The organism is Stagnihabitans sp., assembly GCF_964946895.1.
Genome location: NZ_CBBQHX010000024.1, coordinates 1 through 18,039, shown reverse-complemented (window position 1 = coordinate 18,039; position 18,039 = coordinate 1). Strand labels below are relative to the sequence as shown.

The window sequence follows — 18,039 nt, the reverse complement described above, 5'->3', positions numbered from 1 at the left end:
GGACCAAGGGGCTGACATGACCGAATTCAAGAAGATTCTGATCGCCAACCGCGGCGAAATCGCCATCCGCGTGATGCGCGCCGCCAACGAGTTGGGCAAGAAGACGGTCGCCGTCTATGCCGAGGAAGACAAGCTCTCGCTCCACCGCTTCAAGGCCGACGAGGCTTATCTGATCGGCGAAGGCCTGTCCCCGGTCGGCGCCTATCTCTCGATTGCCGAGATCATCCGCGTCGCCAAAGAGGCGGGCGCCGATGCGATCCACCCCGGCTACGGCCTCCTCTCGGAAAACCCCGATCTGGTCGATGCCTGCGACCAGAATGGAATCACCTTCATCGGCCCCAAAGCCGAAACCATGCGCGCCTTGGGCGACAAGGCCTCCGCCCGCCGGGTGGCGATGGCCGCAGGCGTCCCCGTCATCCCCGCCACCGAAGTCTTGGGCAACGACTTCACCGCCATCAAGGCCGAGGCCGCTGCGGTAGGCTACCCCCTGATGCTGAAAGCGTCATGGGGCGGCGGCGGTCGCGGCATGCGCCCGATCAACAACCCCGAAGAACTCGAAGCCAAAGTGCTGGAAGGCCGCCGCGAGGCCGCCGCCGCCTTCGGCAACGACGAGGGCTATCTGGAAAAGATGATCATCCGCGCGCGCCACGTTGAGGTTCAAATCCTCGGCGACAAGCACGGTGAGATCTACCACCTTTACGAACGCGACTGCACCGTTCAGCGCCGTAACCAAAAGGTCGTCGAACGCGCCCCCGCCCCCTACCTGACCGAGGCCCAACGCGCCGAAGTCTGCGACCTCGGCCGCCGCATCTGCGCCCATGTGGGCTACGAATGCGCCGGCACCGTCGAATTCCTGATGGATATGAACACCGACAAGTTCTACTTCATCGAGGTCAACCCCCGGGTTCAGGTCGAACACACCGTGACCGAACAGGTCACCGGCATCGACATCGTCCAAGCGCAAATCCTGATCGCCGAAGGCAAAACCCTCGCCGCCGCCACTGGCGTCGCCAGCCAAGCCGAGGTGCGCCTGAACGGCCACGCCCTGCAATGCCGCGTCACGACCGAAGACCCGCAAAACAACTTCATCCCCGACTACGGCCGCCTCACTGCCTACCGCTCCGCCACCGGCAACGGCATCCGCCTTGACGGCGGCACCGCCTACGCAGGCTCCGTCATCACCCGTTACTACGACTCCTTGCTGGTCAAGGTCACCGCTTGGGCCCAAACCCCGCAAGCCGCCATCACCCGCATGGACCGCGCCCTGTCCGAATTCCGCATCCGGGGCGTCAGCACGAACATCGAATTCGTCATCAACCTGCTGAAACACCCGACCTTCCTCGACTACTCCTACACCACCAAATTCATCGACACGACGCCGGAACTCTTCACCTTCAAGAAGCGCCAAGACCGCGCCACCAAGATCCTGACCTACATCGCTGACATCACGGTGAACGGTCACCCCGAAACCGCCGGCCGCCCCAAACCCCATGCCGAGGCCCGCAAGGCCCGCGCCCCCAAACCGCGCGTCGGCGCCGAGGCCCTGATGGGCACCCGCAACCTCTTGGAACAAAAAGGCCCGCAAGCCGTCGCGGACTGGATGCTGAAGCAGAAAAAGGTCCTGATCACCGACACCACCATGCGCGACGGCCACCAATCTTTGCTGGCCACCCGCATGCGCTCCTTCGACATGATCAAGGTCGCCCCCGCCTACGCCGCCAACCTCTCGCAACTCTTCTCGGTTGAATGCTGGGGCGGTGCCACCTTCGACGTCGCCTACCGCTTCCTGCAGGAATGCCCGTGGCAACGCCTGCGCGACCTGCGCAGCCACATGCCCAACCTGATGACCCAGATGCTGCTGCGCGCAAGTAACGGCGTCGGCTACACCAACTACCCCGACAACGTCGTCCAGGGTTTCGTCGCCCAAGCCGCCAAATCCGGCGTTGATGTCTTCCGCGTCTTCGACTCCCTCAACTGGGTCGAAAACATGCGCGTCGCCATGGACGCAGTCTTGGAGGCCAACAAGGTCTGCGAAGGCACTGTCTGCTATACCGGCGACATGCTCGACCCCAACCGGGCCAAGTATAACCTGAAATACTACGTCGACCTTGCGAAGGAACTGAAGGCCGCCGGAGCCCACATCCTCGGCCTCAAAGACATGGCAGGCCTCCTCAAACCCGCCGCCGCCCGCCTGCTGGTCAAGACGCTCAAGCAGGAAGTCGGCCTCCCCGTCCACTTCCACACGCATGACACCAGCGGCGCCGCCGCCGCCACCATCCTCGCAGCCTGCGACGCCGGAGTGGATGCAGTCGACGCCGCGATGGACGCCTTCTCCGGCGGCACCTCGCAACCCTGCCTCGGCTCGATTGTCGAGGCCCTCCGCCACACCGACCGCGACACCGGCCTTGATATCGCCGCCATCCGCGAAATCTCGAACTACTGGGAAGCCGTCCGCGGCCAATACGCCGCCTTCGAATCCGGCCTGCCCGCCCCGGCGTCCGAGGTCTACCTGCACGAAATGCCCGGCGGCCAGTTCACCAACCTCAAGGCTCAGGCCCGCAGCTTGGGCCTCGAAGAACGCTGGCACGAGGTCGCCCAGGCCTATGCCGATGCCAACCAGATGTTCGGCGATATCGTCAAGGTGACCCCCTCCTCCAAGGTCGTAGGCGACATGGCCCTGATGATGGTCGCCCAAGGCCTGAACCGCGCCCAAGTCGAAGACCCGAACGTGGAAGTCTCCTTCCCCGAATCCGTCGTCGACATGCTCAAAGGCAACATCGGCCAACCCCATGGCGGCTGGCCCGAAGCCATCCAGAAGAAAGTCCTGAAGGGCGAAGCCCCCCTGACCGACCGCCCCGGCAAATCCCTGCCCCCGGTCGATTTCGAAGCCACCCGCGCCAAGCTCGAAAAAGACCTCGACGGCTACAAGCTGGATGACGAAGACCTGAACGGCTACCTCATGTACCCCAAGGTCTTCCTCGACTACCTCGCCCGTCACCGCGCCTATGGCCCGGTCCGCGTGCTGCCGACCAAGACCTTCTTCTACGGCATGGAAGCGGGCGAGGAAATCTCCGCCGAAATCGACCCCGGCAAGACGCTCGAAATCCGCCTGCAAGCCGTCGGCGAAACCACCGAAGACGGCGATGTCCGCGTGTTCTTCGAACTCAACGGCCAACCCCGCGTGATCCGCGTCCCCAACCGCGCCATCAAGGGCAAGACCGCCGCCAAACCGAAAGCCCAGGAAGGCAACCCCGCCCATGTCGGCGCGCCGATGCCCGGCTCCATCGCCTCGGTCGGCATTGCGGCGGGCCAGAAGGTGAATGCCGGCGATCTGATGCTGACCATCGAAGCCATGAAGATGGAAACCGGCATCCATGCCGAACGCGCCGGCACCGTCAAAGCCGTCTTCGTCCACCCCGGTTCCCAGATCGAAGCCAAGGACCTGCTCGTCGAGTTCGAGTGATCCCGGCCCACGGTCCAGCCCCCCAAACGCGCCCTCCGGGGCGCGTTTTTCTTTGGTTTGCCCTGTGCAGCGCGCGTTGCGTTAAGTCCGCCCGCCGCGCGCCCTGTAGCTACGCAAACCCGACGCAAACCTGACGCGGAAATGCCGGCCCCCCGACGCCCCCAACCCGCTGATGTGCCGCGTTAACCCCGGAAAACCGCCCCGATTCGGCGCAGCCCCGCGCCAATGATGAACAAACCCCGCCGCCGCAACGCAAAAGGCCGCCGTGGTTTCCCACGACGGCCCCGTTCTGATCAGACGATCAGACGCGTCAAATCAAGCCGGGATCTTGCCAGCTTTTTGCGCAGCAGCCAGCTCGTCAGCCGACAGTTGGCCGTCAGCGTTGGTGTCAGCAGCCTTGAACACTTCAGCGGTCAGGTCCGGGAAAGCGGCCTTCAGTTCGTCGAAGGAATAGGTGCCATTGCCGTCGGTGTCTTTGATTTCGGTTGCGGCGATCGCGGAAACCGAGGTCAGGGCAAACAGGGCAGCGGCGGCCAGAACGGTGTACTTCATGGTGTTCTCCAAAAAATCAGGCTCATTGCGAGCCATAGGGAAGGTTAAGACCTTCGCCGGGCACCATATTGATTCTGATCATGAATTCCAGAGGAGACAGCACCGATAGCGCTCACTTCACGGCGAGTTTACTGCAGGTGCAAAGCAAATTGACGCGGCGCAGCAAAACGCGTTTGGTGGCGGGTTGGCTTGGCCCGATCCGCAGATGAGTCTTGCTCTTTTGCGGTTCGGACGCGGTAAAATCATGCTGCGCCTCACTTTTCCTCTTGCAGCCCGACGCGCCCTTGCCTAGATAGTCCGCATCGACGGAGTGCGGGCGTAGCTCAGGGGTAGAGCATAACCTTGCCAAGGTTAGGGTCGAGGGTTCGAATCCCTTCGCCCGCTCCAGTTGAAGGCTCAAAGGGCACCCTAGGGTGCCCTTTTGCTTTGGCGCGGCGACGAAGTTGCACATAAAGACCGCCCTGCGTTGATCGGGTCGTCTTGCGGCACACCGCGCCCAAGGCCAGCAGTTTCCCGGATCCGCCGCAGCGCAACCGCCGCTGGCACCACCACCGATGGCGGTTCAAATCACGCGCAACCGCAAGCCCTATGTCCCAGCCCCCACTGCCCCGTCATGGCACCGCCAGCCCCCATCCCGCCCGCGCCCCCAAATTCCGGCGCAGGTCCTACCCTCCACCACGCCTGACGCCTGCTTTGCCGGACTTGTCCGGGCTTTTGGCGCAATTGCAGCAAGCTTGTCAAAATCCTGCAATAAACCCGCTTGCCCCCGCCACGGACACGCGCTAGTAAGCCGCCACGGAGTGCGGGCGTAGCTCAGGGGTAGAGCATAACCTTGCCAAGGTTAGGGTCGAGGGTTCGAATCCCTTCGCCCGCTCCAATAAAAAGGCCAGCCGCAAGGCTGGCCTTTTTGGTTTCCAGACCTGCGGGATCGGCCCGTGGCAAGCCGCGGAAATCAAACCCAAACCGCCCTGCGCCGCGTTGTTTTCCTTGGGTTTTCGTCGCCTTGCCGATAGGGTTTCAACAGGCTTTCCGGGGGAAATCATGGTGCAGCATGTGGCCGTCATCGACATTGGCAAGACCAATGCCAAACTCCTGCTGATCGACCTTGCCACCGGGGCAGAGGTGCAGGTGTTCAAGACGCCCAACCGTGTGCTGGACACGCCCCCCTATCCGCAGTTCGACACCGAGGGGCTTTGGACCTTCCTCATGTCCAGCCTGAAAACCCTTGGCCAACAGCATCCGATCGACGCGATTTCCATCACCACCCACGGGGCCTGTGCGGCGCTGGTGGATGGCTCGGGCGTCCTGACCCTGCCGATCCTGGACTACGAATACCCCGGCCCCGACAGCCTGCCCGCCTACAACACCCTGCGCCCCCCCTTCGCCGAGACAGGCTCCCCCCGCCTGCCCGGCGGTCTCAACCTTGGCGCGCAGCTGTACTGGCAAGCGCAGACCTTCCCCGAGGCCTTTGCCCGCACCGCCCATATCCTGACCTATCCGCAATACTGGGCGCATCGGTTGACCGGCGTTGCGGCCAGCGAGTTGACCTCGCTTGGCTGCCATACTGACCTTTGGAACCCCTGGCAGGCGCGGTTTTCGTCGCTGGTGGCGACGCTGGGCTGGTCTTCGCTGTTCCCGCCCGTCCAGCCCGCCGCAGCGCGCTTCCCGCTGCGTGCCGATCTGGCGGCCTCCCTCGGCCTGCCGCAAGGCCTGCCGGTCCTCTCAGGCATCCACGATTCCAACGCCTCGCTTCTGCCCTATCTGGGCGAGGCGCAGGCGTTTTCCGTTGTCTCCACAGGCACTTGGATGATCAACCTTGCGGTGGGTGGCCCCACGGTCACGCTGGACCAGCGCCGCGACACGCTGGTCAACGTCAATGCGCGTGGCACACCGACCCCCACGGCCCGCTACATGGGCGGCCGCGAGTTTGACGAAATGACACGCGGCCAGATCGCCTCCCCGTCCGAGGCGGACCGGGCGGCGGTTCTGACAGGCCTCATGGCCCTGCCCTCGCTACACCCTGACACCGGCCCCTTCCCCGGCCTGCGCCAGGTCTGGACGGCAGAGCCTGCCACCGATGGCCAGCGCACCCTTACCGCCAGCTATTACACCGCGCTGATGGGGGCCGAGTGTCTGGCGCTGATCGGGGCGCAAGGTCCGATCCATGTCGAGGGCCCCTTCGGCGGCAATCCCGATTTTGTGGTGATGCTGGCCACGGTCACCGGCCGACCGGTGCTTGCCGCCGGCCAAAGCGCCGGCACCGGCCTGGGTGCGGCCCTGCTGGCCGGGCCGCTGACCGCCGCCAAGGCGCAGGTCGCGCCGGTTCTGCCCTCTGGCGACCCGCGCCTTGCCGCCTATGCCACACTTTGGCGCGCCAAGGTTCAGGCGCTGTGGGCGGCCCTGGGGTAAGATGGGCAATCTGCCCATCTTGCCAAGCCCTTACGCCAAGTAGAACGTCTCGGTCAGGTCAATCGCCACGGGCGAGCCATCCGGGTTCGTGGCCATGATGTCGCCCATGTAGGCCCACCATTTCTGCATCACCGGATGTTTGGGCAGATCGGCCATCGTGTGGCCCGCCCTGCGCTCCAGATAGCCGAACAGCGTGTTCGTCTCGCGGTCAAGGTGGATCGAATAGTTCGACACCCCCGAAGCCGTCAGCAGCGCCGACAGTTCCGGCCAGATCGCATCGTGGCGGCGGATATACTCCGCCTCCATCCCGGGGTTGATATACATCTTGAACGCGTGGCGCATGGGAACCCTCAGGCTTTGGCGCGGCGGGCGCGCAGATCGGACAACAGATTGGGGATCAGGACCGAGGCGATCAGCAGAACGCCGATCACCCCGGTTTGGATATGCCCGGTGATATTGGTCAGCGCCATGCCGTTCCTCAGGTTCAAGATGATCAGGATCGACAAAAGCACCCCCGTCATCGAGCCTTTGCCGCCAAAGATGCTGACGCCGCCCAGCAGCACCATCGTGATGATATCCAGCTCAAACCCCGTCCCGGCATCGCCGCGCACCGAGCCCAAGCGGGCGGCATAGAGCAGCCCCGCAAGGGCCGCGATGAAGCCGCTCATCAAGAACAGCACCGTCTTGACCCTTGCCACATTGAGGCCAGAGAACCGCGCCACCTCGGCATTGGTGCCAATCACCACGATCTGTCGGCCAAATCCGGTGCGGTGCAGCAACACGCCAAGCCCCAGCAAAAACACGACAAACAGGATCAGCGACAGCGGAAACGGTCCCACCAGCGCATCCTGACCCAAGAACGTGACCCAAGCCGGGAAATCGCCCATGCTCTGATCCTTGACCAGCACGCGCGCAAAGCCGCGAAACCCGATCAGCATGGCCAGCGTCACCACCAGCGAGGGGATCTTCGCCCGCGCAATCAACAGCGCGTTGATCAGCCCCGCCAAAAGCCCCAGCGCCAGACAGATCACAATCGCCAGCCCCGCAGACCAGCCATTGGTCAGCATGTAGCCAAAGGCGCAGGCCGACAGCCCCATGACCGAGGCGACCGACAGGTCGATCTCGGCGTTGATGATGATCAGCGTCATCACCAGGGCCACGATGATCTTTTCAATCGACAACTGGAACAGGTTGATCTGGTTCTGAATGGTCAGAAACTCGGGCGCCAGCGCCACGTTGCCGGCGAAGGTGATCAGGAACAGGACCAGCAGCATCCCCTCCCAGGATTTCAAACGCGCCATCACTGCGCTCCCTTCTTCGCACCCAGCCGACCAAGCGAGCGTGACATCACCGTATCGACCGTCACCGCCGCCATGATCAGCATGCCCAGCAGGGCATCGCGCCAGAACTCTGACACCAGTTCCCAGCGGGTCAGCGAGTTGTCAATCGTATCGACCAGCACGCAGCCGATCACCACGCCGATCATGCTGCCGGAACCGCCAAGGATCGAAACCCCGCCCACGACCACCGCAGCCACTGCCTTCAACTCGAACCCCATGCCGGCCACGACCGTGATATTCCCGAACTTTGCCAGGAAAATCAGCCCCGAAAGCCCGGCAAACGCGCCCGACAGCACGAAGGCCACGAACACCACCATGGCCGAATTGATCCCCGCCATCACCGCCGCATCCGGGTTGGACCCCACCGCATAGATCCGCCGCGCCGCCCTAAGCCGTGTCAGCGCCAGCCCCATCGCGATCGCGGCGCAAAGGGCCATCACCACCGTCACGCGAATATCCAGCCCGAAGATGGAAAACGCATTGGCCTGCGGCAGGTCCACCAGCCATTGCGGCAAGCTGGCCGTGGTGATCGTCTTGGCATCGGAATATTGCACCAGAAAGGTGCGGTACAAGGCCAGCGTTCCCAAGGTCACGATGATCGAGGGCACCCGGCCCCAGCACACCAGCACGCCATTGATGGCCCCCATGAAGCCCCCGATCCCCATCGCCAGAACGGCGACCAGCAGCGGGTTCAAATCCGGATGCCCGCCCAGAAACTCGCCGGTCAGATAGGCCACGACGCCCACGGTCGATCCGATCGACAGGTCTATGTTGCGCGTCATCACCACGATCGCCTGCCCCACCGCAATCGGCAGGATCACCGCCGCCGAGGTGGTGATGCGGGTGAACATCCGCGGGCTAAGGTAACTGTCGATCTGGGTGGAAAAGAACAGCACCGTCGCCAGCAGCGCCACGAACAGCGCGATGATGCGCAGGGTCTGGGGGTGGATCTTGGCAATCATAGCGCCGCCTCCGGCAAACGGGCTTCATGTCCTGCAGCCAAACCGATCACGCGTTCCTGCGTTGCATCCGCAATTTCAAGGATCCCCGCCTGACGGCCTTCCCGCATCACCAGCACGCGGTCGGCCAAGGCCAGCACCTCGGGCAGGTCGGACGAAATCACCAGCACCGCAACGCCTTCTTTCGCCAATTGGCGGATGATGTTGTGCACTTCCGCTTTGGCCCCCACATCGACGCCTCGCGTCGGTTCGTCAAAGATCAGGATGCGCGGCTTGGTCTCCAGCCATTTCGCCAGCATGACCTTTTGCTGATTGCCGCCCGACAGCTTGCCCACGTCAATCGTCACCCCCGGCGACTTGATCGCCAGTTGCTTGCGGTATTTCTCGGCCATGGCCATCTCGGCCCGCCGGTCAATGATGCCAAACGCGCCCAGCAGTTTCCCCAGACTGGCCAGCGAGATATTGGCGAAGATCGGCAGCGTCATCGCCAGCCCCATTTTGCGCCGGTCTTCCGAGACATAGGCGATGCTTTTGGCCATCGCCTCTTGTGGGCTGGTGATCTGCACCTCTTGCCCGTCGATCAGGATCCGCCCCTCGGTCGCCGGCGCAATGCCGAAAACCGCGAGCCCGACATCCGTCCGCCGCGCGCCCACAAGGCCCGCAAAACACAAGACTTCTCCGGCTGACAGATCAAAGCTGATGCCCCCGAACACCCCCGCCCGCCCCAGACCCTCTAGCCGCAGCACCGATGCGCCATGCGGGTTGGCGTGGGTCTTGACGGCAAACGAGTCAATCGCCCGCCCGACCATGTCCTTGACCATGCCATCCGGCGTGACCGCAGCAATCGGTTTGGTCGAGATGTGCTGACCGTCGCGAATGACCGTAACCCGGTCCGCCACCTCGAAAATCTCATCCAAGCGGTGCGAGATGTAGATGACCGACACGCCCTTGGCCTTCAGCGCGCGCGCAATCTTCAACAGCCGCGCCACCTCATGCGCCGACAGGCTGGCGGTGGGTTCGTCCATGATCAGGACCTTGACGTTCAAGGACAAGGCCCGCGCAATTTCCACCGTCTGCTGTTCGGCCAGCGTCAGGCCGGCGGCGGCACGGTGGACATCAAGGGTCACGCCCAACTGCGCGATCAGCTTGGCCGCTTCGGCATACATGCGCTTCCAGTTCATGAAAGCGCCCTCGGCCCGGTTCGAGATGAAGATGTTCTCGGCCACGTCCAGATCGGGAAACACCATTGGTTCCTGATAGATGGCCGCGATCCCCAAACCTTGCGCATCCTGGGTCGAACGTACTGCGACCGCCTTGCCATCCACCAGGATCTCGCCGGTGTCAGGCTGATGCACCCCGGTCATGATCTTGATCAGCGTGGATTTGCCCGCGCCGTTTTCGCCCACGATGGCGTGGATTTCCCCCGGCTCGATGGCCAGGTTCATCTCCTTCAGCGCCGCGGTGGCGGCAAAGCTCTTGGCGATGTTGCGCAGTTCCAGAACAGCTGTCACGGGCGGAATCCGGGATATGAGAGAAGACAGGGCCGCCACCGGGGCGGCCCTGCAAATCGTTGAAACGGCCCGCGATTACTTCGAGGCGGCTTCGACGTTGTCCTTGTTGTACACCGTGAACGGCCCCATCAGGACGCGCTTGGCACCCTTGCGGCCCGGATCCTCGTCGATCTTCATGGTGCCCAGACGGCCAGCCTTGAACTCTTCGCCGATCTCACCCTTGATCGACCCGGTCGCCAGCAGGTAGCTGGTGTAATAGGTCAGATACCCAAGGTCGACGAAGGACCACAGCGCGAATTCCGGCGCGCAGCCGTTCATCGTGTAGGACACCATTTCCGCCGGCAAACCAAGGCCCGATACCTTGACCTTGTCGCACAGCTTTTCGTCCTGCATCGCCTTGGCAGCGGCCACGATACCGACCGTGGTCGGGGCCATGATCACCTTCAGGTCCTTGTATTTGTCGACCAGGCCCAAGGCGCGGTTGTAGGATTCTTCCGACTGGTCATTGCCGTAAACGACGTCATCCAGTTTCAGGTCCTTGTACTTGGCGTCGGACGCCAGGACCTTCTTCATGGCATCAATCCAGGCGTTCTGGTTGGCCGCATCGGGGCTTGCCGACAGGATGGCGAACTCGCCCTTGCCACCGGCTTCGTCATAGACCATGTCGGCCAGAACGGTGCCGATCGAGCCGAAGTCAACCTGCGCCACGAACAGGCTTTCGCCCTTGCCCGAGGGAATGGGCGAGTCCCACGTCACAACCTTGGTGCCCGCGGCCTGTGCGGCCTCGGCCGTCGGCGCGATCTGGTCGCCGGCGTTGTTCGACATCATCACCACGTTTTGCTTTTGCGTGGTGGCCGTGGTCAGCATTTCGATCTGACCGGCCGCCGAGTTTTCGGCGGTCGGGCCGATGTACTGATAGGTCCCGGTGTTGCCCAGTTCCTTCGCCGCTTCCTGCGCGCCACGATCGGCCTGATCGAAGGGCAGAATGCCCAGGAATTTCGGCAGCAGCACCATGTTCACCGCTTGGCCCGGCTTGGCCTCGATCACATCCGCCATCACGGTCGAGCCCAAGAGGCTTGCCGCCATGGTCAAGGCCACACCAAATTTATTCATCTTCATTGTCGTCCTCCCGTTTGGTTCCCGGCTTCAAGCCGCCGATAGCTTCGTTATCCGTTCATCTTCGGCAATGAGGACCTCCACCCCCACCGACCGCAGATGATCCACCATCCCCGCTGGCGCACCGGCATCGGTGACCACCGTGGAGACCCGCGTCAGGGGGCAGACAACCATGTTGCCCCGCGCCTCGAACTTCGAGGAATCTGCAATGACGATCAGCTTTTCCGCGCGGCTGAGCAGTTTTGCTTCCGCCCGCGCGATCAAAGGATCGCTTTCGATCACGCCCATGGGCGTGATCGCATAACACGACATGAACATCTTGCCGGCCGCGAAGTGCTGGATCGCATCCTCTTCGAACGGCGACAGGATGATCCCCGGCTCGCGGTACAATTCCCCGCCCGGCAGCACGACCCGGTTGCCAGAGTTGGCGATCAACTCCTGCGCAATCGGGAAAGAGTTGGTCAGCACCTGCATCCGGTGCTGGCGCAGGCACTGCGCCATGAACCATGTGGTGGATCCCGCGTTGAGGATGATCGAATCGCCATCCGCACACAGGCTGGCCGCCTTGCGCGCCACCGCCAGCTTGTTGTCGGCATTCGTCGTCTGGCTTGCGCCAAACGAAACCGCCGTCAGGTCACCCTGACTGGAGACTTCCGCCGTTTCCGCCCCGCCATGCACACGGCGCAGTTGCCCAGTATCTTCCAGCCGCGCCAGATCCCGGCGCAGTGTGGCCAATGAGGCACCCGTCATTGCGGCAAGATCGTTTACACGAACAATCCCGCGTTCGCGCAGCCGGGTCAGGATAAGTTGCCATCTTTCACGTTCATGCATAGCTCAAGCTAGTCAGAATCGCTCACATCCGTCAACAAACAATCGCAATGCTGCATCGCAGTAGATTCTCTGCAGCGCAGCGCGACGTTTCGTGATTGACTATGAGCGTTTTACCCCTATCCTTGACCGCAACCTTCCCAAACATGAAAAAGCGATGACCCAAGACATCCTTCTTCCGTCCCTGTGGGACGACGCCCATGCTGCCACGCTTGATGAGCCGGGCAAGCTGCTCTACCGCTCCAACCTCTTGGGCTCGGACCTCAGGATCACCAACTTCGGCGGCGGCAACACCTCGGCCAAGGTTCAGGCGAAAGACCCGCTGACCGGGGCGGAGGTGACGGTGCTGTGGGTCAAGGGCTCGGGTGGCGACATCGGCAGCATGAAGCTGGACGGGTTTGCCACGCTGTACATGGACAAGCTCTTCCAACTGAAGGCGCAGTACAAAAGCCTTGATCAGGAAGACGCGATGGTCGATGCCTTGGGGCATTGCATCTTCAACCTGAACCCGCGTGCGCCGTCGATTGATACCTGGCTGCATGGCTTCGTGCCGCACATCCATGTCGATCACGTCCATTCCGACGCCGTGATCGCGATTGCCGCCTCGAAAGACCAGATCGCCCTGACCAACGAGATCTTCGGCGATGAGATCGGCTACCTGCCCTGGCAGCGCCCCGGCATCGACCTTGGCATCAAGCTTGGCAAGATGGCGGAAGAAAACCCCAACATGGTCGGGCTGGTTCTGGGCAGTCACGGCCTCTTCACCTGGGGCGCCACGGCCAAAGAGTCCTATGAACAAACCCTGCGCATCATCAACAAGGCCGCCGTCTGGCTGGATGCGCATGTGAAACGCCCAGCGTTTGGTGGGGTAAAGAACCCCACCCTACCGCAAGACGAACGAGCCGCCACCGCCCGTCGCCTGATGCCGCTGATCCGCGGCCGCATCTCGAAATCCGAGATGAAGGCGGGCCAATTCACCGACGCGCCGGAAGTGCTTGAATTCGTGAATTCCAACATGCTGGAGGCCTTGGCCCCCTTGGGCACCTCCTGCCCCGACCACTTCCTGCGCACCAAGATCAAGCCGCTGATCGTCCCCGCCGACGCCGATGCCGCCACCCTGGACACCCTGATCGCCGGCTACCGTGCCGACTACGCCGCCTATTACGACCGCTGCAAGCACGCCAACTCCCCCGCGATGCGCGACCCGAACGCCGTGATCTACCTGATCCCCGGCGTCGGCATGCTGTCCTTTGCCAAGGACAAGGCGACCGCCCGCATCTCGGCCGAGTTCTACGTCAACGCCATCAACGTCATGCGCGGCGCTTCTGGCGTCTCCGAATACCAGGGCCTCGACACCCAAGAAGCCTTCAACATCGAATACTGGCTCCTCGAAGAGGCCAAGCTGCAACGCATGCCCAAACCGAAGTCGATGCAGGGCCGTGTGGCCTTCATCACCGGCGGGGCTGGCGGGATCGGTTCGGCCACCGCCGAACGCCTGCTGCGCGAAGGCTGCAATGTGGTTCTGGCCGATATCGACCAGACCGCGCTGGACGACGTCACCGCAGGCTTCGCCAAACGCTACGGTAAGGACATGGTGCGCGGCGTCCTGATGAACGTGACCTCGGAAGAGCAAGTCCTCGCCGCCATCGAGCATACCATCGGCGAATACGGTGGGCTGGACGTGCTGGTGAACAATGCCGGCATCACCTCTGCCGCAGCGGTGGAGGATACGACGCTGGCCATGTGGAACAAGACGATGGACATCCTGTCCACCGGCTATTTCCTCGTCGGGCGTGAAGGCTACCGGGTGATGAAAACCCAAGCCCTCGGTGGCTCGATGATCTTCATCGCCTCGAAAAACGGCGTCGCCGCCTCCCCCGGCGCCAGCGCCTACTGCACCGCGAAAGCCGCTGAAATCCACCTCGCCCGCTGCATGGCGCTGGAAGGCGCCCCCATGGGCATCCGCGTCAACGTGGTCAACCCCGACGCCGTCCTGCGCGGCTCGAAGATCTGGAAAGGCGAATGGAGCCAGCAACGCGCCGCCTCAAACAAGATCTCCGTCGATGAACTGGAGGATCACTACCGCAAGCGCTCCCTCCTGCAGCGGTCCGTCTTCCCCGAGGATATCGCGGAAGGCGTCTATTTCTTCGCCTCCGACCTGTCGAACAAGAGCACCGGCAATTTCCTGAACGTCGACGCGGGCAATGCCGTGTCGTTTACGAGGTAAGCGATGACCGAAATCTCAACCGACCTGATCGGCACACTGAACCACCAAGCCGCCGAAGCCCAAGCCGAAGACTACGCCTCCCTTGGCCGCCAACTCGCCCGCCGCGGTGTCGATATCGAAACCCTGACCCAACGCGCGATCAACTGGTCTGTCGCCATCCCCACCTGGGGCGTCGGCACCGGCGGCACCCGCTTCGCCCGCTTCCCGGGGCTGGGGGAGCCGCGCAACATCCATGACAAGCTGGAAGACTGCGGCGTCATCCAGGCCCTGACGCGCGGCACCCGCACCGTCTCCCCCCATATCCCGTGGGACAAGGTCACCGACTACAACGCGCTCCGGCAAGAGGCCGCCCAGTATGGCCTCGGCTTTGATGCAATGAACTCCAACACCTTTCAGGATCAGACGGGCCAGACCCACAGCTACAAGTTCGGCTCCCTGTCCAATGCCGACGCAATGACCCGCCATCAGGCCATCGAGCACAACCTTGAATGCATCGAGATCGGCCAGAAGCTTGGCTCCACCGCCCTGACGGTCTGGGTCGGCGACGGCACCAACTTCCCCGGCCAGCAGAACATGGGCCGGATGTTTGAACACTACCTCGACGCCATGCGCCAGATCTACGAGGGCCTGCCGCAAGACTGGACGATGTATATCGAACACAAGATGTATGAACCGGCGTTCTATTCCACCGTCATCTCCGACTGGGGCAGCAGCCTCATCGCCGCCCAAACCCTTGGGTCCCAAGCCAAATGTCTGGTGGACCTTGGCCACCACGCCCCCAACACCAACATCGAACAGATCGTCGCCCGCCTGATCCATGTCGGCAAACTCGCGGGCTTCCACTTCAACGACAGCAAATACGGCGACGATGACCTTGATGCCGGCTCCGTCGACCCTTTCCGCCTGTTCCTCGTCTTCAACGAGTTGGTGTATGCCGAACCCAAGGGCCTCAACCTCGCTTATATGATCGACCAAAGCCACAACGTCACCGACCCGATCGAAAGCCTGATGTCCTCGTCCATCGAAATCGCCCGCGCCTACGTGCAGGCAAGCCTTGTGGACCGCAAGGCCCTGACCGAAGCGCAGGACGCCAACGACGTTCTCGCCGCGCACCGTTTGCTGAAAGCCGCCTATATCACCGACGTCTCGCCCATTCTGGCCGAGGCCCGCGCCCGGCAAGGTGGCGCCCTGGACCCGATCGCCACCTACCGCGCTTCGGGCTACCGGGCCGAGAAGGCGAAAGAGCGCCCCGCAGTGATCGGTGCATCGTCCGGCATCGTCTGACGCCGACCCCGTAGGGTGGGGTTAAACCCCACCCTACAAGCACCGCCTGCCACCGTAGGGTGGGGTTTAACCCCACCCTACCTGACGCCAGACACCGGAGGGGAGGCCGGGACCATGGCAGACAAACGATCCATCATCGACGAAAGCCACGATTTCTGGTCCGACATCGTGCTGCCCCTGCTGACCCAGCATTACCCCGCCGAAACAGCCCAGATGGCCGCCGGTTTCTTTGGTTACGGTTCGGAAGTGCTGCGGCTGGACGACGAATACTCCACCGACCATCACTTTGGCCTGCGGGTCAACATCCTCCTCCCCCAAACCCTGATGGACACCAAGGGCGCGCAGATCGAAGACACGCTGGCCGCCCTCCTGCCACAACATTGGCGCGGCCGGGAACTGCGCGAGGGCTACACCCGCACCAAGGGCGTGGCGCTGGCCTCGCTGGACCACCACCTCCTCTCCACCATCGGCCTTGACCATCCACCGCAAACCCTGGCCGAGTGGCTGACGATCCCCGAGGAGGACATCACCCACATCATCGCCGGCGAGGTCTGGCACGACCCCTCGCAGCAATTCTCCGCCATCCGCACGGCACTCCTCAACTACTATCCCGAACCTGTCCGCCTGCGCCGCCTTGCCCACTGGTCCCGTTACTTCTCCGGCATGGGCGTCTATGCGTTGAAACGTGCGCTCCTCAGAAACAACACCCTCTACGCCTCCACCACCTTCGCCCGCTCGCTGCGCTGGGGCGTGCAGATGGCCTTCCTGCTGGACCGCACCTATTACCCCTACGACAAATGGCTGACCGAGATGTTCCACCGCCTGCCCCGCATGGGCGCGCGTCTGGCCCATATCGTCGAAAAGGCGCCCCAGCTTTCCACATCGTGGGAGGAGAAGCTGGACCTGCTGCATCAGATGTCCGACATCCTCGACGCCGCCATGGTCGAAGACGGCCTGATCGCCCCGCACCCGCGCTTCAAGGTCTCGCCCACCTCGGGCTACCGGCTTCTGGAATCGGCCTATGCCGAACTGATCCAGAAATGCCCCGCAGACATCAAACTCCTGATCCCGCAATGGGAACAGGTTCATTGGGAATCCTTCCACTCCGGCTTCGTCGACGGGGTGGATATCGCCGATTGGCGGCGCATGTTGGTATTGGAGCAAGCATGAACTCATTAGAACGCGTGATGGCCACGATCAACCGCCAGCCGACTGACCGCACCCCCATCGACTGCTGGCTCTATCAACGCCAGTTCCTTGACCGGCTGGAGGCAGACTACGGCCCCCGCGAGAAATTCATGGAGGAGTTCGGCGTCGATGTCTTTGTCGGCCTCATGCCCTTCCCCAACCAATACGGCCGCAAGTTCGACATCATGGAACTGGACTCCCTCAGTTTCGAGGATCCCAAAGACCCCAAATGGCTGAACTACACCGCCTGGAACTATGACTTCGGCGGCACCAACATCGCCACCGCCGTGGCCCAGCAAAAGGGCAAGCGCGCCGTTCTGGCGCATTGCTGGGGCATGGTGGAAGGCACCTCCTCCTTCCTTGGCATCGAGAATTGCTGGATGCATCTCGGCGGCCAGCCCGACCGCATGGCCGCATGGTTCGACAAATACGCCGACTGGATGTGCATCCAGGTCGATAACCTTGTCGAAGCCGGGGTCGACATGATGACCCTGTCCGATGACTGGGGCTCGAACGGCACCATGCTCTTCTCTCCGAAAAGCTGGCGCAAGCTGATCAAACCCTACGCCATGCGCGTCGTCCAGCACGCCCGCAGCCGAGGCCTGCCTGTCAACCTCCATTCCGACGGCTATATCCTGCAAATCGTCGATGACATCATCGAGATGGGCTACACCTCTTGGCACCCCGTGCAGGAATCCGCCGGCATGGACCCCAAAGAGGTCAAAGCCAAATGGGGCGACAAGATCACCATCTACGGCTCCCTCGACGTGATCGACGGCCTCCTGAAATTCGAAGGCGACGAGCTTGAGGAATACATCACCAACCGCTTCGCCATCTACGCCCCCGGCGGCGGCTTCATCTTCAACGGCGGCCACTTCATCCAGCCCGACATCCCGCCCGCGCGCCTGATCCACGCTTACCGCGTGGTGCAAAAACTGGCCCCCCTCTACGGCACCTTGGCCGCCTGAGGCCGAGGGCCGCCCCGATTGCGCTGGCAAGGGCGGCCCATACCCGGCACTCTAACCCCAAAGACGTCGCACAAGTCCGTGCCCAAGGGAGGCTTGCCACATGACCCATCCCACGACCCCCGAAGGCACCTTCTGGATCGGCTCCGACCACCCCTTCGACCTGCACGAGGTCTACATCAACTTCCGCCGCGACC

At 62.8% G+C, this 18,039-nt stretch carries 13 protein-coding genes and 2 tRNA genes; 8 read left to right on the top strand and 7 right to left on the bottom strand.

The window, feature by feature from the left end:
- The first annotated feature begins 16 nt into the window (after positions 1-16).
- Positions 17-3,463, top strand: a complete 3,447-nt coding sequence (locus AC1Y2B_RS15245) for a pyruvate carboxylase (protein WP_482253961.1) — start codon at positions 17-19, stop codon at positions 3,461-3,463.
- A gap of 315 nt (positions 3,464-3,778) precedes the next feature.
- Here AC1Y2B_RS15245 and AC1Y2B_RS15240 read toward each other — a convergent pair whose 3' ends face one another.
- Positions 3,779-4,015, bottom strand: a complete 237-nt coding sequence (locus tag AC1Y2B_RS15240) for an EF-hand domain-containing protein (RefSeq protein ID WP_482253960.1) — start codon at positions 4,013-4,015, stop codon at positions 3,779-3,781.
- Between the two features lie 312 nt (positions 4,016-4,327).
- On the opposite strand from AC1Y2B_RS15240, the gene AC1Y2B_RS15235 reads away from it, so the two are divergent.
- The 3 genes from AC1Y2B_RS15235 to AC1Y2B_RS15225 all read left to right on the top strand — a co-directional run bounded on the left by AC1Y2B_RS15235 (position 4,328) and on the right by AC1Y2B_RS15225 (position 6,424).
- A tRNA-Gly gene (locus AC1Y2B_RS15235) sits at positions 4,328-4,402 on the top strand.
- Between the two features lie 415 nt (positions 4,403-4,817).
- Positions 4,818-4,892, top strand: a tRNA-Gly gene (locus AC1Y2B_RS15230).
- A 164-nt stretch (positions 4,893-5,056) separates the two neighbouring features.
- Positions 5,057-6,424 carry an FGGY-family carbohydrate kinase gene (locus AC1Y2B_RS15225; protein WP_482253959.1) on the top strand — a complete coding sequence of 456 codons (1,368 nt, stop codon included), beginning with the start codon at positions 5,057-5,059 and terminating at the stop codon, positions 6,422-6,424.
- 30 nt (positions 6,425-6,454) lie between these two features.
- On the opposite strand, the gene rhaM is transcribed toward AC1Y2B_RS15225, so the two are convergent.
- From rhaM to AC1Y2B_RS15195, 6 genes are all read right to left on the bottom strand, one after another.
- Positions 6,455-6,766, bottom strand: coding sequence for an L-rhamnose mutarotase (gene rhaM / locus AC1Y2B_RS15220; RefSeq protein ID WP_482253958.1), 312 nt, complete (start codon positions 6,764-6,766; stop codon positions 6,455-6,457).
- Between the two features lie 8 nt (positions 6,767-6,774).
- Positions 6,775-7,725, bottom strand: a complete 951-nt coding sequence (locus AC1Y2B_RS15215; protein ID WP_482253957.1) for an ABC transporter permease — start codon at positions 7,723-7,725, stop codon at positions 6,775-6,777.
- Complete coding sequence (locus AC1Y2B_RS15210; protein WP_482253956.1) at positions 7,725-8,726, bottom strand: ABC transporter permease; 1,002 nt, start codon at positions 8,724-8,726, stop codon at positions 7,725-7,727. The genes AC1Y2B_RS15215 and AC1Y2B_RS15210 overlap by 1 nt, the downstream gene beginning before the upstream one ends.
- A complete protein-coding gene (locus AC1Y2B_RS15205) occupies positions 8,723-10,234 on the bottom strand; it encodes a sugar ABC transporter ATP-binding protein (protein ID WP_482253955.1) in 1,512 nt (503 codons plus the stop codon). Before AC1Y2B_RS15205 ends, AC1Y2B_RS15210 begins: the two co-directional genes overlap by 4 nt.
- 75 nt (positions 10,235-10,309) lie before the next feature.
- Complete coding sequence (locus tag AC1Y2B_RS15200; RefSeq protein ID WP_482253954.1) at positions 10,310-11,353, bottom strand: rhamnose ABC transporter substrate-binding protein; 1,044 nt, start codon at positions 11,351-11,353, stop codon at positions 10,310-10,312.
- Positions 11,354-11,380: 27 nt separating this feature from the next.
- Positions 11,381-12,181 (bottom strand): DeoR/GlpR family DNA-binding transcription regulator, encoded by an 801-nt coding sequence (locus AC1Y2B_RS15195; protein ID WP_482253953.1) that lies wholly within the window; start codon positions 12,179-12,181, stop codon positions 11,381-11,383.
- Between the two features lie 154 nt (positions 12,182-12,335).
- On the opposite strand from AC1Y2B_RS15195, the gene AC1Y2B_RS15190 reads away from it, so the two are divergent.
- From AC1Y2B_RS15190 to AC1Y2B_RS15175, 4 genes are all read left to right on the top strand, one after another.
- Positions 12,336-14,405 (top strand): bifunctional rhamnulose-1-phosphate aldolase/short-chain dehydrogenase, encoded by a 2,070-nt coding sequence (locus tag AC1Y2B_RS15190; protein WP_482253952.1) that lies wholly within the window; start codon positions 12,336-12,338, stop codon positions 14,403-14,405.
- 3 nt (positions 14,406-14,408) lie between these two features.
- On the top strand, positions 14,409-15,689 hold the full coding sequence (gene rhaI, locus AC1Y2B_RS15185; RefSeq protein WP_482253951.1) for an L-rhamnose catabolism isomerase: 1,281 nt from the start codon (positions 14,409-14,411) through the stop codon (positions 15,687-15,689).
- A gap of 114 nt (positions 15,690-15,803) precedes the next feature.
- Entirely contained in the window at positions 15,804-16,859 is a 1,056-nt protein-coding gene (locus AC1Y2B_RS15180) for a DUF4037 domain-containing protein (RefSeq protein WP_482253950.1), read from the top strand.
- Positions 16,856-17,845, top strand: a complete 990-nt coding sequence (locus tag AC1Y2B_RS15175) for a uroporphyrinogen decarboxylase family protein (RefSeq protein ID WP_482253949.1) — start codon at positions 16,856-16,858, stop codon at positions 17,843-17,845. The genes AC1Y2B_RS15180 and AC1Y2B_RS15175 overlap by 4 nt, the downstream gene beginning before the upstream one ends.
- Positions 17,846-18,039 lie beyond the last annotated feature (194 nt).

Bases quoted from the DNA above. Each gene is read 5' to 3' on its own strand.
- AC1Y2B_RS15245 (WP_482253961.1), top strand. From the start codon at position 17: ATGACCGAATTCAAGAAGATTCTGATCGCCAACCGCGGCGAAATCGCC.
- AC1Y2B_RS15240 (WP_482253960.1), bottom strand. From the start codon at position 4,015: ATGAAGTACACCGTTCTGGCCGCCGCTGCCCTGTTTGCCCTGACCTCG.
- AC1Y2B_RS15225 (WP_482253959.1), top strand. From the start codon at position 5,057: ATGGTGCAGCATGTGGCCGTCATCGACATTGGCAAGACCAATGCCAAA.
- rhaM (WP_482253958.1), bottom strand. From the start codon at position 6,766: ATGCGCCACGCGTTCAAGATGTATATCAACCCCGGGATGGAGGCGGAG.
- AC1Y2B_RS15215 (WP_482253957.1), bottom strand. From the start codon at position 7,725: ATGGCGCGTTTGAAATCCTGGGAGGGGATGCTGCTGGTCCTGTTCCTG.
- AC1Y2B_RS15210 (WP_482253956.1), bottom strand. From the start codon at position 8,726: ATGATTGCCAAGATCCACCCCCAGACCCTGCGCATCATCGCGCTGTTC.
- AC1Y2B_RS15200 (WP_482253954.1), bottom strand. From the start codon at position 11,353: ATGAAGATGAATAAATTTGGTGTGGCCTTGACCATGGCGGCAAGCCTC.
- AC1Y2B_RS15195 (WP_482253953.1), bottom strand. From the start codon at position 12,181: ATGCATGAACGTGAAAGATGGCAACTTATCCTGACCCGGCTGCGCGAA.
- AC1Y2B_RS15190 (WP_482253952.1), top strand. From the start codon at position 12,336: ATGACCCAAGACATCCTTCTTCCGTCCCTGTGGGACGACGCCCATGCT.
- rhaI (WP_482253951.1), top strand. From the start codon at position 14,409: ATGACCGAAATCTCAACCGACCTGATCGGCACACTGAACCACCAAGCC.
- AC1Y2B_RS15180 (WP_482253950.1), top strand. From the start codon at position 15,804: ATGGCAGACAAACGATCCATCATCGACGAAAGCCACGATTTCTGGTCC.
- AC1Y2B_RS15175 (WP_482253949.1), top strand. From the start codon at position 16,856: ATGAACTCATTAGAACGCGTGATGGCCACGATCAACCGCCAGCCGACT.